Here is a 13368-nt window from a genome sequence, read left to right as displayed (position 1 = left end):
TGCGACGGAGACCAGGCATTCCTCACCCTTACGGCACCGGTCGTCACCGGCCATGTGTGACGCCGCCACGAATGGGCCGGCAGGGGCGGTGCTCACCAACATGTCTGCAGGGGCCGCCGGGATGGAGAGTTGTGGGACCGGCCACCCCAGGCCGGGTCAGGTTGCCGACAACAGGTGCAGGCGCAGGGCGAGTTGGAGCTCCAAGGCCCGCTCGGGGGCGTTCCAGTCAGGGCCGAGCAGCGCCTGGATGCGCTCCAGCCGCTGCACGACGGTGTTCACATGCACGTGCAGCTCCTCCTTCGCCCGGGTGAGACTCCCGCCGCAGCCGAAGTAGGCGTGCAGGGTGCGCACCAGTCGGGTGCCGCGCCGGGCGTCGTACTCGAGCAGCGGTCCCAGGGTGGTGGCGACGAAACCGTGCACGTCGTGGTCCCTGCCCAGCAGCACCCCGAGGAAGCCGAGCTCTGCGGCGCACGCTCCGGTGCCGTCGCGGCCCAGCACGTGCAGGGCCTTCAGGCACCGCGCGCTCTCGGCGTGGGCGTCGGCGATCGCCCGTGGCCCCGTGGCGGGTCCGGCGCCGGCCACCGTGACCGGCGCGCCCACCAGTTGGGTGAGCTGTCCGGCGGCGACCCGGGCCGCCTCGCCCGGCCCGGTGCCGTCGTCCGGCAGCAACAGCACGACGGCGCCCTCGTGTTCCGCGCTGCCGCTGCCGGATCCGAACAGGTACTGCACAGCTGCGGCGGCGAGCCGCTCCCCGGCCGAGTCGCCGGTCACGGCGGCGAGCACCAGGTGGGGCCGGTTCAGGTCGATGCCCAGCCGGCGGCCACGGTCCACCAGACCGGACGGGTCGCGGTCGGGCGCGCTGAGCAAGTCGGTGATGAGGTCGCCACGGACCCGGTTCTCGGTCTCGGCGACCGAGCGCCGCAGCAACAGCAGCAGAGCGGTGACGACGCCGCTGCGCTCGAACAGGCGCCGGTCGGGACCGTCCAGTTCCGGACGCCCGTGCAGGACCAGGCATCCGAGCAGCTCCTGCCCGGCCAGCACGGCGCAGACCCAGCGGCCGTCGCGGAACACCGCGTGGGCGGCGGCGCGTGAGCTCTCGGCGGCGGCGACCAGGGCCGCGGCGTCCGCGGCACTCATGGCGTCCGGTGTGCCCCAGGTGCACATGCCGTCCTCCCCGGCGGCCTCGGTGAGCGGCCATCCGGCGCCGTCGTGCACGACGACGGCACCCCGCAGCAGGCCCGCCACGGCGGCGGCCACGTCCGTGATGTCACCGCCGCGCAGCACCAGATCGGTGAGCCGGTCGTGGGCCTCCTCGGCGCGCTGCATGGCGGCGGAGTTCTCCCGGATCACCGCGTTGGCCTCGGCGAGCTCGGCGAGCGCCGCCCGCGCGTCGGCCATGGCCTTGGCGGTGTCGATGGCGATGGCGGCGTGGGCGGCCAGCGAGCACAGCAGCGCGACCTCGTCGGGAGAGAAGGTGCGGGGCGTGCGGTCCGCGGCGAAGAGCGCGCCGATGACCTGCCCACCGCTGCCGGAACCCAGCAGCAGCGGTACGCCGAGGATCGCGACCAGGCCCTCGTCCAGGACTCCGGCGTCGATGCTGCCGGTGTGCACGAACCGGTCGTCGGTGCGGTAGTCCGGGGAGGCGTAAGGGCGGGCGGTCTGCGCGACGAGGCCGCCGAGGCCTTCCCCGAGCTGCAGGCGCAGGTTCTGGAACAGTTCCGACACCGATCCGTCGGTGACCCGCATGTAGGTGTCCCCCGCCTCCTCGTCGGGCAGCGTGAGGTAGGCCGTGTCGGTGCCGAGGAGCATGCGGGCGCGGCGCACGATGGAGCGCAGTACGGCGTCGAGGTCACGCAGCGCCGCGAGGTCGCCTGCGGTGTCGAACAGGGCGGTCAGCTCCGCCTCGCGGCGCCGGTGCTGTCCGAGGATGCTCTGGACGCGCAGCGCCGCTGCGGTGGCCTGCTCGATCTCCGCGAGTTCCGGCGCCGGGGCGCCCCCGCGCCGCGCCTCGACGGCGACGGCTCCGAGGTCCTCGGCGGGAGCGCCTTCGGCGAGGAGGTCGAGCAGCCTGTGCAGGTGGGGGGCGACGGATGTGGGTTCTTGGGGCATGGGCTGGCCATCGTTCGGAAGTCGGTGAGGCGGTGGGACCGGTCAGCGGCAACGGCGGGGGCCGGGTCTCCTGACCGGAGAGACCCGGCCCCCGCTCGGGGACGCGGTGAGGGGTGTCAGGTGGAGGCGGCGGTCTGCTGGCCCGCGACGGGCCGTGCGGCGGTGTCGTCCGGGTCGATGGCGGCCAGATCGCTGCCTCGGGTCTCCCGGGCCGCGATGACGGCGATCACGGTGATCAGGGCGGCCAGACCGACGTACACCGAGATGGGAGTGGAGGTGCCGTAGGAACTCAGCAGCGCGGTGGCGATCAGCGGGGCGGGGGCGCCCGCCGCCACCGAGGAGAGCTGGGCGCCGATGGAGGCACCGGTGTAGCGCATCCGCGTGGCGAACAGCTCGGAGAAGAACGCGGCCTGCGGGGCGTACATGGCGCTGTGGAAGACCAGGCCGACGGTGACGGCGAGCACGAGCGCGGGGAAGGACCTGGTGTCGAGGAGGCCGAAGAAGGCCCAGGACCACAGGCCCACGCCGACCGCGCCCACCAGGTACACCGGCTTGCGGCCGATCCGGTCGGAGAGCGCGCCGAACAGCGGGATCAGGCAGAACTGCACGGCCGAGCCGATCAGCACGGCGTTCAGCGACGTCTGCTTGCCGATCTTCAGGTGGTCGACGCAGTAGGTGAGGACGAAGGCGGTGATCACGTAGTACGAGATGTTCTCGGCCATCCGGGCGCCCATCGCGACCAGGACGTCGCGCCAGTGGTTGCGCAGGACCGCGACGAACGGCAGCTGCTCGGCCTGCTGTTCGGCCTTGCGCCGCTCGGCCTTCGCGAGTGCCTCCTTGAACAGCGGGGACTCGTCGACCGACAGCCGGATCCACAGGCCGATCATGACCAGTACGGCCGAGAGCAGGAAGGGCACGCGCCAGCCCCAGGAGGTGAACGCGTCGTCGCTCAGCAGGCTGGTCATCAGGGAGAGGACGCCGACGGCGAGCAGGTTGCCGGCGGGGGCGCCGCCCTGCGGCCAGGAGGCCCAGAACCCGCGCTTCCGGGGATCGCCGTGTTCGGACACGAGCAGGACGGCGCCGCCCCACTCCCCGCCGAGAGCGAAGCCCTGGATCAGACGGAGGGTGGTCAGCAGCAGCGGGGCGGCGACGCCGATGCTTGCGTAGCCGGGGACGCAGCCGATCAGAGCGGTGGCGCCGCCCATCATCAGCAGGCTGATGACCAGGAGTTTCTTACGGCCGAGGCGGTCGCCGAAGTGACCGAAGACGACGGCGCCGATCGGGCGGGCGGCGAAGCCGATGGCGTAGGTGAGGAAGGAGAGCAGGGTGCCGGTCAGCGGATCCGACTCCGGGAAGAACACATGGCCGAAGACCAGGGCGGCGGCGGAGCCGTAGAGGAAGTAGTCGTACCACTCGATGGTGGTGCCGATCAGGCTGGCCGCGACGATCTTGCGGAGACCGCCTGGTCTGCCGGAGGTGCCTGGGTCGTTCACGGCGGTGTGAGCGCTGGGCATGGTTGTCACCGTTTCGGAGTGAGAAGGGAGCGGATCCGCCGGGCTCGGCCGGTGCCGGGTGACGGCCGAGCGGGTCCGGGGGCGAGTGGATGGGGACATACAGGGATGGGCGGGGACAGGGACAGGGGTAGAGACAGGGGCAGGGACAGGGGGCAGACCGGAAAAGGCCGTCAGTGGGCCGTCCAGCCGCCGTCGAGGGGGATCGAGCTGCCCGTGATGTAGCCGCTGCGCTCGGTGCAGAGCCACAGGGCCGCCGCGGCGACCTCCGCCGGCTCGATGAGGCGCTTGATCGCGGTGCGCTCCAGGAACACCTGGTCCGTCACGTCCGCCGCCGGTATGCCGTGGGCGGCGGCCTGGTGGGCGATCTGTTCCTCGACCAGCGGGGTGCGGACGTAGCCGGGGTTGACGCAGTTGCTGGTCACGCCGTGCGCGGCTCCCTCCAGGGCGACCACCTTGCTCAGCCCCTCCAGTGCGTGCTTCGCGGCGACGTACGCCGATTTGTAGGGGCTGGCCCGCAGGCCGTGCACGGAGGAGACGTTGACCACCCGGCCCCACCCCCGGGCGTACATGTGCGGCAGGGTGCGGCGCAGGATGCGGAACGGGGCCTCCACCATGACCCGCTGGATCAGCGTGAAGCGCTCCGGAGGGAACTCGTGCAGGGGAGCGACGTGCTGCAGACCCGCGTTGTTGACCACGATGTCGGCGTCGTCCGGCAGCATGTCCACGGCCTCGGGCGCGGAGAGGTCGGCCACGACGGCGACGCCGCCGATCGCCTCCGCCACCTCCTTGGCCGCCTCCGCGGCCCGGTCCACCACGTAGACCTCGGCCCCGGCCGCGGCGAAGTGCTCGGCACAGGCCCGGCCGATACCCCTGGCCGCGCCGGTGACCAGGGCTTTGCGGCCCGCGAGGAATCGGGTCGGGCCCGGCGCGGACACCGCGGCAGCGCTCGGTCCGGGGAGCTGGGGAGGACTCTCGGCGGAGTTCCTGGTGCTTTCCATGGCGGAACACGGTAGGGAGGAACCCCACAGTGAGACACGTGGGCCGACGACATATTTGCGCAGCATCAGGTGGGTGCCCGCACTATGTGCCGACGGTCGCCGGCTGGTGCGGCGTGCGGAGGCTTCCCGAAGTGTCCGATACGCCCCCTCACCCACGGCGCCCGGGCCCTGCTCATGCCACGGCGGCATCGCCAACACCATGTGTGCGCGAGCCACCTCGGCTACGGCTTTCCTGGCCGCCCTTCACATGTCGTGGGCCGGCAACCGGTCGTACGGTCCGCTGCGAGTGAGCCGGTACGACAGTGTGCCGTGGCACCAGCGCCTCGCACCGGGCGGCACGGGGACGAGCCGGCCCGGCGTTGCTCTGCGAAGCGCCCGGCCAGGGCACCGGGCAGCGCCCGTGCTCCCCCTCTGCTCTCCCCCACCCCTAGGAGCCGCCCCATGCGTTCCACTCCTGTGCGCACACTCTTCAGGCGCACCGCTCTCGCCGCCGGGCTCGGGGCCCTCGCCGCGGGCCTGAGCCTGGTCGGCCCCCTCACCCCGGCCGCCGCGGCCACGGGCACCTTCCAGCAGGTCACGAACTTCGGTTCCAACCCCGGCAACCTGGCGATGTACGAGTACGCGCCGGCGAACCTCCCCACAGGCGCCCCGCTGGTCGTCGCCCTGCACGGCTGCACGCAGTCGGCGAGCGACTACCACTCGCACTCCGGCTGGCAGAAGTTCGCCGACCAGTGGGGCTTCGCCGTGGTCTATCCGCAGACCGGCACGGCCAACAACAGCCTGTCCTGCTTCAGTTGGTTCGACTCCACCAAGGACACCCGCGGCAAGGGCGAGGCGGCGTCGGTGGTGCAGATGGTCGACACGGCCGTGGCGCAGTACGGTTCGGACCGCAGCCGGATCTACGTCACCGGTCTGTCCGCCGGCGGCGGTATGACCGCCGACCTGCTCGCCGACTACCCGGACGTGTTCGCCGGCGGCGCCGTCGACTCCGGGCTTCCCGCTCAGTGCGCCACCACACAGAGCGCCGCTTCCGGGTGCCAGTACAGCAACCAGAACCTGACCCCGAAGCAGTGGGGCGACAAGGCACGCGGCTCCGACCCGGGTTACACCGGGCCGTGGCCGCGTGTGGCGATCTGGCAGGGCACCTCGGACACCACCGTCGCACCGGTCAACGGCACTGAACTGCGCGACCAGTGGACCGATGTCCGGGGCATCGGACAGACGGCCTCGAGCACCCGGAACCTCACCGGCGGCACCACCGAGAGCATCTACGACGACTCCGCGGGCAAGCCCGCCGTCGCCCTCTTCTCGGTCTCCGGTATGGCCCATGGTCTCGCGGTCAACCCCGGTTCGGGCGCCGACCAGTGCGGCAGCACCGGCACCTACTACCTCGACCACATCTGCTCCAGCTACTACACCGCGAAGTTCTGGGGACTGGACGGTTCCGGCAGCGGCACCGGAAGCAACTCCCTGCCGGCTCCGTCCGGGGTGACGGTCACCGGGACCACCGACACCAGTGCATCGCTGTCCTGGAACGCCGTCAGCGGCGCCGCCTCGTACGACGTCTACCGCGACGGCACGAAGGTCGGTTCGGCGACGGGTACGTCGTACACCGACACCGGCCTGTCCGCCGGCACCTCCTACCGGTACACCGTCGCCGCGGTCGACTCCACCGGTGCCGTCGGTGCCTCCTCCTCGGCCGTCACGGCGACCACGACCGGCGCGGCTCCGCAGTGCTACACCGACAACAACTACAACCAGGTGGCGGCCGGGCGCGCGCACCAGAGCGGTGGTTACACCTACGCCAACGGCTCCGACCAGACCATGGGGCTGTACAACCTCGCCATCACCCACACCCTGAAGCAGACCTCCCCGGGCTACTTCGTCGTCGCCGACTCCGGTTGCTGACCCGGTGCGGCCGACGGGTCCGGCGTGCTGCGGTGGCGCCGGACGCCGAGGGTCTCGTACCGGCTGGACCGGGTGGCGACGAGGAAGTGGGTGAACTCGTTCCACGAGCCCTGGAAGGCCCGGCCGCCCCGCGGCGGATGGCTACTCGGCCGCGGTGGCCGCCGCAGCGCTGCTGTCGCGTACGACGAGCGCCGGCTCCAGCAGCAGGCGCTCGGGCGGTGCGTCGGGAGCGGCGATCCGTGCCAGCAGCAGCCGTACGCACTCCCGGCCGACCTCTTCCAGCGGCTGGGCGACGGAGGTCAGGGCGGGCGAGAGGATCCCGGCGGTCGGGGAATCGTCGAAGCCGACCACGGCGACGTCCCGTCCGGGAAGGGCGCCGCGTTCGCGCAGCGTCTGGTAGCAGCCGAGCGCCAGCATGTCGCTTGCCGCGATCACGGCCGTCGCGCCCGCGTCCAGGAGCGGCTTCACGGCGGCACGGGCCGCGTCGCTGTGGTCCGCGCTCTGTCCGCGCCGCCCGCGGGTCGGAAGACCGTGGCGGCGCATGGCCCGCCGCCAGCCCTCGGCGCGGTCGTCACCGGCGCCGGAGGTGCCGCGTTCCCAGCCGAGGAAGGCGATCTCGCGGTGGCCCTGGGCGACGAGGTGTTCGACCGCGGCGTCCGTGCCCGAGGCGCCGTCGACATCGACCCAGTCACCGATCTGCCGGCCCGACCACATCCGGCCGAAACCGACGAAGGGCACCCCTCGCCTGGCGAGCCATGCCTGTCGTGGGTCGCCGCGGTCGGTACCGCTGAGCACGAAGCCGTCGACCTCGTGCTGGGCGAGCACCTCCTCGTATCCGTCCAGGCCGGGGCCGCCGGGCGGGCAGGCGAAGAGCAGGATCCGGTGACCGGCCCCGTCCGCGGCCTGCGACAGGGCGTGCAGAAAGCGGTCCAGGACGGGTTGTCCGGCCGGAGCGGGCTGGATGCCGTAGCCGATCAGCCTGCTGGAGCGGGTGCGCAGTGTCTGTGCGGCGCGGCTGGGGCGGTACCCCATCTCGTCGATCGCGCGGCGGACCCGCTCCAGGGTCTCGGGCCGGAGCATGCCGGGCGAATTGATCGCGTTCGACACGGTCTGCGGCGAGACTCCGGCCCGCCGGGCGACCATCACGAGGGTCACCGGGCCGCCCTTGGCCGAGGAGGTCCTGCTGGAGCGGGGCATGCGGCTCTCCGATGCAGAGAGGAGATTCGGAGTTGATTTTAGCGTTCCAAAACCGTTGTCACGGCTCTGAGGACGGACTTAGTGTCCTTGGAACGATCCAACGCCGAGAGGTTCTACGCCCTTGGACACCCATGTCAAGCCGCAGGACGCCGACGGCCCGGCCCGGTCATCCGCGTCCGCCGTCCCGGGCCTGCAGCCGTTCCTGCACGACGCGGTGGTCATCGTGCACGCGCCGAGCCTCGCGGTCTCGCGCGCGGACGGGCAGCTCAGCGAGGGTGCGGACGGCTTCTACCACGGCGACCGCAGAGCGCTTGCCCGGCTGACCGTCTCGACCGAGGGCATCCCTCTGGCGCCGGTCCAGGGCGGCCTGCGAGGAGCGGATCGCGCGGACTTCCGGGCGGTCCTGCGCGGCCTCGGCGAGACCACGCCGGACCCGGCCGTCGCCCTGCACCGGCGCCGCCGTCTGTCCGCCGGCCGGCTGGAGGAGACCTTCGAGCTCACCAACTCGGGTACCGAGCACGTCCGCGTGCGGATGACGGTGCACGCCGGGACGGACCTCGCCGCCATGGAGCAGGTGAAGTCCGGGCAGGTTCTGCCGCCGCTACCGCAGCAGGCCCTGGACGCCGGGGGCACCGGCCTGTCCTGGACCGGCGCCGACTTCGCCGTAACCCTGGTCGGCGAACCCGCCCCGACCGCGCTTCGTCTGACGACGGGTCACCTGGCGTACGACATCTCCCTCCAGCCGGGTGCCGCATGGAGCATGACGTTGACCTGCACCGCGGCCTACACCGACGGCGACCGGTTCCCGGCCCCTCCTCACGGCCAACTCCCTTGGCAGACCCCGCGGATACGCAGTGCCGACCGCGGGCTCGACCGCTGGCTGGAGCAGTCGCTGACCGACCTGGACCGCCTGCGCCTGACGGACCCCCGCTCCCCTGCCCCGGACCGTCCGGACCAGTTCCTGGCCGCCGGAGCCCCCTGGTATCTGACCCTGTTCGGCCGCGACTCGCTCTGGGCCGCCCGGATGCTGCTGCCGCTCGGCACCCGCCTCGCCTCCGGCACCCTGCGCACGCTCGCCCGCCGCCAGGGCACCGCGACCGACCCCGCCACCGAGGAACAGCCGGGCAAGATCCTGCACGAGGTACGCCGGGACTCCCTGCGCGACAACGGAGGACTCTTGCTGCCTCCGGTGTACTACGGCACGGTCGACGCCACGCCCCTGTGGATCATCCTCCTCCACGACGCCTGGCGCTGGGGCCTGCCCCCGGAGGAGGTCGAACCACTGCTGCCGCACGCCGAGTCGGCGCTGGCCTGGATGCGCGATCAGGCGGAGGCGAGCGGCGACGGCTTCCTCAAGTACGTCGACCACACCGGTCAGGGCCTGTCCAACCAGGGCTGGAAGGACTCCGACGACTCCATCCGCTTCCGCGACGGCCGCCTCGCCGCCGCGCCGATTGCGCTGTGCGAGGTCCAGGCCTACGCCTACGAGGCGGCATGCGGCGGGGCGTCCCTGCTGCGGGCGTTCGGCCGGGCCGGGGCCGAGGAGTGGCAGGAGTGGGCCGAGCGGCTCGCCGAGCGGTTCCGCGGGCGCTTCTGGGTGGAGGACGCGTACGGCCCCTACCCCGCCGTCGCCCTGGATCGCGACGGCCGGCCGGCGGACGCGGTGACCTCGGGCTTCGGTCACCTGCTGGGCACGGGACTGCTCAACGGGGAGGAAAGCGCACTGCTGGCCGCCCGCCTCACCGGCCGCGACCTCGACGCCGGGCACGGTCTGCGCACGCTGAGCAGCGGCTCGGTGGGCTTCAACCCCTATGGCTACCACACCGGTTCCATCTGGCCGCACGACACCGCCATCGCCGTACACGGCCTGGTCAGGGCCGGTTTCCCGGACGCCGCCGCGTCCCTGGCGAGCGGTCTGCTGACCGCCTCGGCCGCCTTCGACGCCCGCCTTCCCGAACTCTTCAGCGGCCACGGCTCCGAGGCCGGTCCCGGCCCCGCCCCCTATCCGGCGTCCTGCCGCCCCCAGGCATGGGCGGCCGCCTCCTCGGTCCTGGTACTCCAGGCCGCCCTCGGTCTCCACGCGGACGTCCCCGCCGGCACGGTCACCGTGGCCCCCGGATTCGCCCGGGCATACGCACCGCTCACCGTGACCGGCCTCCAGGTGGGCGGAGACCGGCTGGACGTCACGGTCACGGCCGACGGAGCGGTGCACGTGAGCGCGCCGCGAGGACTGACCGTGCTCGCACCCTGATACGGCCGCCCGTCTGTCGCACGGCGCGGCATCGCTCCTCGGGCCGGCCACCGATCGCCGCTCCATGGATGCGGGCGGCACGAAGGTTCACCGCTCGACTCGACGGCCGGTCCGGGTGGACTGGGTGCACTGGTACGCGGCTCCCGGTCGGCTCATGAGCCGGGAAGCGCGGGGCCGAAGACGGCGAACCGGGCGATGTCCTCCGTCCCCGCCGGCTGCACGACGCAGTGGATGTGTCCCCCCACAGAGATGCGCCGCTGAAGGTTGGCGGGGCCGCGGCCTCGCGTGAGGCCGCGGCCGTCGCTGTGTCACCGGCGCAGGCCGGCGGTGTACGGAGCGCTCCGCAGGGTCAGTTCCAGATGCCGGCGATGTCGGAGGCGCTGGCCGCGGCGCCGGCGTGCGTGGTCAGCCCGGCCAGGTCCTCGAGGGTGCGCAGCACGTCGTAGTGGTTGTAGTGCGTCGAGGTGGAACTGCCCGGCGCGACGTGCGCGCCGTAGAACACGGTGGCGATGTGGTTGCTGTGCGAGCTGTCGTCCTCGTCGAAGGTGACGGCCAGGATGCTGTTGTGCGTCTGGGCCCAGGTGGCGTAGGCGCTGAGGTTGTTCTTCAGCCAGGTGTCACCGGTGCTGATGGAGCAGTCGTGCATGTCGTTGCACAGGTTCGGGACGACGAACGACTCCTTGGGCAGGGTCGTGTAGTCCGTCGGGAACTGCGTGAAGGTGTGCGCGGTGTTCAGCGGGACGTTGCTGAACGCGAACCACGGGTTGTGCTTCCGGGCGTACTTGGTGGCGGAGTTGGTGCAGACCGTGGAGCCTTCGGAGGGCAGACCCTCGTTGTAGCTGCCCCAGGTCTTGCCCGCGGCGATGAGCTCGGAGCCGAGGTTCGCGGCACTGCTGAACTGCGGGGTGTAGCAGTTGTCGTTGGTGATGCCCTGGTTGTTGCCGGAGAACAGGTCCAGGTAGTTCGGCTGGCTGGGGTGGGTGATGGCGAACGAGTTGGTGAGGTTGCCGCCGCCGGCCTTCAGCGTGTTGTTCAGGTACGGGGCGCTGGTGCTGCCGATGACCTGCTCGTAGGAGTGGTTCTCGAAGACCACCACGATCACGTGGTCGGGTGTGGGAAGACCGGCGGCCTGAGCGGACGGCGCGGCGACCCACATCCCGGCCAGGGCGGCGGGGAGGGCGGTGACGAGGGAGAGCGTCCGGTGAGAGCGCTTGATGCGGGACAGCAAGGACACGGTGGACCTCCTGTGTGAGCGGTGAGCGGGGAGGTTCTCCACTGATCAGGTCCTTTCTGATCAGGCGGTAGGAGACTAGGGGTGCGCCACCGCGGCCTTCAGGTGTCAGACAGTGAAAACCCGTCAAACAGCCGTTGGATCCAAATGTCTCCGCCGCTCCTCGTATTCACCTGCCGGAGGGTTGCCCCTACACCCCGGCGCGATGACCAGGGGCAGCCCAGCCGCCGACACGATCGCCACCTCACCGCAGCCGTTGGGCTCCCGTCCGTAGAGGGCGTCCAGGGACGACGCCGGCCGACTACACCTCCCCGGTCGCGAACAACTCCAGGTGCCCGCACTTGGGGCAGCGGAATGCCTCTATCTGCCGCCGGGGCCGGCCCATCCGCTTGGCACCGCCGAAGATGCCCCGCTCCAAAGCCCCTTCGATCCAGCGCGCGTAGCCACGCGAGTGCTCGCCGGCATCCTCGATGAAACCTTCCATCAGACCGACAGTGCCGCAGTGAGTGCACGTGTAGTTGTTCATCCGGTGAGTGTAGAAAACGGGGTACGCGCTCCGCCGCCCGTCACCCTGGCACCGGCCGCCCTGCCGGCACCGTACGGCGCCCTGGCCTACGACGTTGGCGTGGCGGCCGCGTTCAACGCCTCTGCCATCCGGTCGTCAGTCCTGCGCCGGCGCCGAGCCTGTAGGGCTTGCCCATCGGCGTCCAGTTCGTCGTCGTCCACTGGACACCTGGAACATACAGCGGCGCCCGGGCCAGCATCGCACCGCGCGCCGGACCCACCGGAGCCGGACGTCCGCGCCCCCGGCCGTCGCTCGGGGTGTCGTGTGCCGTCTGCGAGAATGGACGGTGTTCTCGGAGCGCCGTGGTACGCGGTGGTCATCGCCCAACAGGAGCACACACGGTGTCGCGACAGCACGGAAGCCCCTCTTCTTCCGGGGAGCGGAAGCGCCCCGCTGCGGGCGAGGGCCCGAAGCAGACCTCCTCGGCGGGAGGACGCAAGCGGTCCCTTGCTGACGGCGGGCAGGGGCGTCCGTCCCAGGCGGGCGAGCGCGGGGCTCCGTCCGGAGGGCAGGACGGGGAGCGTGCCACGGGCCGGGGCCGCGAGCAGGCCGCGCCGGCGGGGCAGGGTCGTGAGCGCGCCACCCTCGGCATGGACCGCAAGGCGCAGCAGGGCGGGAACAGGCGGCAGGCCGGGAAGGTCCGACAGGCCGGGACGAACCGACAGGCGCGGAAGGATCGGACGAACCGGCCGGAGCAAGGGGGGCACGACCTCGGGGCGTCGCACGATCCGAGCGCATCCCGGAATCCCATCGCCTCCCAGGAGCGCGAGGACCTGCAGGCCGACTGTGCCAGTTGTTTCGGCCTGTGCTGCGTGGCCCTGCCGTTCTCCCGCTCCGCCGACTTCGCCGTCAACAAGCCCGCCGGGCAGCCCTGTTCGAACCTCCAGTCGGACTTCCGCTGCGGCATCCACGCACAACTGCGTGACAAGGGCTACCCCGGCTGCACCGTCTTCGACTGCTTTGGCGCCGGGCAGAAGGTGTCCCAGGTCACCTTCGGCGGCACCGACTGGCGTCAGACACCGAGGACGGCGCGCTCCATGTTCGAGGTCTTCCCGGTCATGCGGCAGCTGCACGAGTTGCTGTGGTACGTCGCCGAGGCCCTCGATCTCACCCCGGCGCGCCCCGTCCACAAGGAGCTGCGGCGGGCCATGGCCCGCATCGACGGCCTGACCCGCGGCAGCGCCGAGTCGATCACCGGGCTCGATGTGAACGCGGTGCGCGGCGAGGTCAACACGCTGCTGCTGCGGGCCAGCGAGCTGGCGCGGGCCCAGGTGCCGGGCCGCAGGAAGAGTCACCGCGGGGCCGACCTGATGGGCGCGAAGCTGGCCGGCGCCGACCTGCGGGGCGCGAGCCTGCGCGGCTCCCTGCTCGTCGCCGCCGACCTCAGTGGTGCCGATCTGCGCGAGGCCGATCTGATCGGGGCCGACCTGCGTGACGCCGACCTCAGCGGGGCCGACCTCAGCGGCGCGCTGTTCCTCACCCAGGCACAGCTGAACGCGGCCAAGGGAGACGCGGCGACCGTGCTGCCTCCCACGCTCAGCCGTCCCGCGCACTGGTAGACGTGGGGAGGGCGCCGGGTGGAACACCCGGCATCA

9 protein-coding genes are annotated in these 13368 nt (G+C 71.9%); 3 read left to right on the top strand and 6 right to left on the bottom strand.

Annotated features, from left to right (window positions below):
* Nucleotides 1-156 precede the first annotated feature (156 nt).
* The 3 genes from ABB07_RS37805 to ABB07_RS37795 all read right to left on the bottom strand — a co-directional run bounded on the left by ABB07_RS37805 (nucleotide 157) and on the right by ABB07_RS37795 (nucleotide 4621).
* The gene (locus ABB07_RS37805) at nucleotides 157-2109 is read right to left on the bottom strand and encodes a helix-turn-helix domain-containing protein (RefSeq protein ID WP_208902943.1); all 1953 of its coding nucleotides are present in this window, start codon (nucleotides 2107-2109) and stop codon (nucleotides 157-159) included.
* 116 nt (nucleotides 2110-2225) lie between these two features.
* Nucleotides 2226-3623 carry an MFS transporter gene (locus ABB07_RS37800; RefSeq protein WP_208902942.1) on the bottom strand — a complete coding sequence of 466 codons (1398 nt, stop codon included), beginning with the start codon at nucleotides 3621-3623 and terminating at the stop codon, nucleotides 2226-2228.
* Nucleotides 3624-3793: 170 nt separating this feature from the next.
* Nucleotides 3794-4621, bottom strand: a complete 828-nt coding sequence (locus ABB07_RS37795) for a 3-hydroxybutyrate dehydrogenase (RefSeq protein WP_208902941.1) — start codon at nucleotides 4619-4621, stop codon at nucleotides 3794-3796.
* Between the two features lie 441 nt (nucleotides 4622-5062).
* Between ABB07_RS37795 and ABB07_RS37790 the strand changes: the two genes are divergently transcribed.
* Nucleotides 5063-6529, top strand: a complete 1467-nt coding sequence (locus tag ABB07_RS37790) for an extracellular catalytic domain type 1 short-chain-length polyhydroxyalkanoate depolymerase (protein ID WP_208902940.1) — start codon at nucleotides 5063-5065, stop codon at nucleotides 6527-6529.
* A gap of 141 nt (nucleotides 6530-6670) precedes the next feature.
* On the opposite strand, the gene ABB07_RS37785 is transcribed toward ABB07_RS37790, so the two are convergent.
* Entirely contained in the window at nucleotides 6671-7726 is a 1056-nt protein-coding gene (locus ABB07_RS37785; protein WP_208902939.1) for a LacI family DNA-binding transcriptional regulator, read from the bottom strand.
* Between the two features lie 121 nt (nucleotides 7727-7847).
* Here ABB07_RS37785 and ABB07_RS37780 point away from each other — a divergent pair, with 121 nt between their 5' ends.
* Nucleotides 7848-9977, top strand: coding sequence for an amylo-alpha-1,6-glucosidase (locus tag ABB07_RS37780; protein WP_208902938.1), 2130 nt, complete (start codon nucleotides 7848-7850; stop codon nucleotides 9975-9977).
* A 349-nt stretch (nucleotides 9978-10326) separates the two neighbouring features.
* On the opposite strand, the gene ABB07_RS37775 is transcribed toward ABB07_RS37780, so the two are convergent.
* Both ABB07_RS37775 and ABB07_RS37770 read right to left on the bottom strand, forming a co-directional pair.
* A complete protein-coding gene (locus ABB07_RS37775; RefSeq protein ID WP_425264789.1) occupies nucleotides 10327-11211 on the bottom strand; it encodes an alkaline phosphatase family protein in 885 nt (294 codons plus the stop codon).
* Nucleotides 11212-11509: 298 nt separating this feature from the next.
* Nucleotides 11510-11734 carry a hypothetical protein gene (locus ABB07_RS37770; RefSeq protein WP_067317736.1) on the bottom strand — a complete coding sequence of 75 codons (225 nt, stop codon included), beginning with the start codon at nucleotides 11732-11734 and terminating at the stop codon, nucleotides 11510-11512.
* A 629-nt stretch (nucleotides 11735-12363) separates the two neighbouring features.
* Between ABB07_RS37770 and ABB07_RS37765 the strand changes: the two genes are divergently transcribed.
* The gene (locus tag ABB07_RS37765) at nucleotides 12364-13332 is read left to right on the top strand and encodes a pentapeptide repeat-containing protein (protein ID WP_208903796.1); all 969 of its coding nucleotides are present in this window, start codon (nucleotides 12364-12366) and stop codon (nucleotides 13330-13332) included.
* Nucleotides 13333-13368 lie beyond the last annotated feature (36 nt).

Origin of the sequence: Streptomyces incarnatus (assembly GCF_001027185.1) — a bacterium.
In the GTDB taxonomy this organism is placed as follows: domain Bacteria; phylum Actinomycetota; class Actinomycetes; order Streptomycetales; family Streptomycetaceae; genus Streptomyces; species Streptomyces puniciscabiei.
Note: the sequence above shows the minus strand (reverse complement) of the source record. Positions and strands in the feature narration are given on the sequence as shown.